Origin of the sequence: Terrisporobacter petrolearius (genome assembly GCF_020748185.1) — a bacterium.
In the GTDB taxonomy this organism is placed as follows: Bacteria; Bacillota; Clostridia; order Peptostreptococcales; family Peptostreptococcaceae; genus Terrisporobacter; species Terrisporobacter petrolearius.
In genome coordinates, this window is the sequence record NZ_JAHZMO010000101.1 from 1 (window position 1) to 898 (window position 898).

Sequence of the window (898 nt, forward strand, 5' to 3'; positions counted from 1 at the left end):
TATATAAATCAAGGTATGAGTGCAGTTAGTGTTGCTCGTTCTTTAGATATAAAAGATAAAACTCAGGTTCAAAGATGGGTTAAATTGTATAATGCCAAGGGTGAAACTGCCTTTGATGAAGAAACTAGAGGTAGAGCTACTGGTTATAAAAAAGGTAGACCTAAAACTAAATTTAATTCTATTGAAGAAGAATTAAATTATTTAAGGATGGAGAATGAATTCTTAAAAAAGTTATATACCCTATCGGGCAAGAAAAAATAAGTGATAGGTTCTTAATCATCAAGTCATTATCTCATAAGTATAGTGTTTCAAGTCTTTGTAAGTTAGCAGGAGTATCGCGAAGCGGCTATTATAAATGGATTAACAGACCTTTACAAACTACCGATAGGGATAAAGAAAATAACATTATAAAACAACACATTTTAGAGTTGCATAAAAAATATAGAGGTACCTACGGTAGGAAAAGAATTTGTATATATTTAAATAGAGTTTTATCATTTGATGTAAATCATAAAAGAGTATATAGATTAATGAAAGAATTAGGAATCAAATCTGTTATTAGAAAAAAAGTATATAAGCGTAAATTCAAGACATCTAAAGTAGCTGATAATATACTGAATAGGAATTTTACAGCTACTAGACCACTAGAAAAAATATGCATGGATATAACATACATACCTGTTAGTAATAAGCCAGGTAAATTTATATATATGAATGCTGCAAAAGATTTATTTAATGGAGAAATTGTAGCATATGATATTAGTTCAAGAAACGATACATTATTAGTTCAAAATACAATAGATAAACTTTTAAATATGAACTTGCAAAAAAACTGTATAATACATACAGATCAAGGGTTTCAGTATACTAGAAAACAATACTCATATAAGTTAAAAAT

At 27.6% G+C, this 898-nt stretch carries 1 protein-coding gene and 1 pseudogene; both read left to right on the top strand.

Annotated elements, in window-relative coordinates; all coding sequences use genetic code 11:
• Positions 1–261 (top strand): annotated as a pseudogene (locus tag K0040_RS19810) (helix-turn-helix domain-containing protein); the annotation flags it as partial.
• Between the two features lie 17 nt (positions 262–278).
• Positions 279–898: IS3 family transposase (locus K0040_RS19815; protein ID WP_331476381.1), on the top strand; the 620-nt coding region annotated here is incomplete at its 3' end.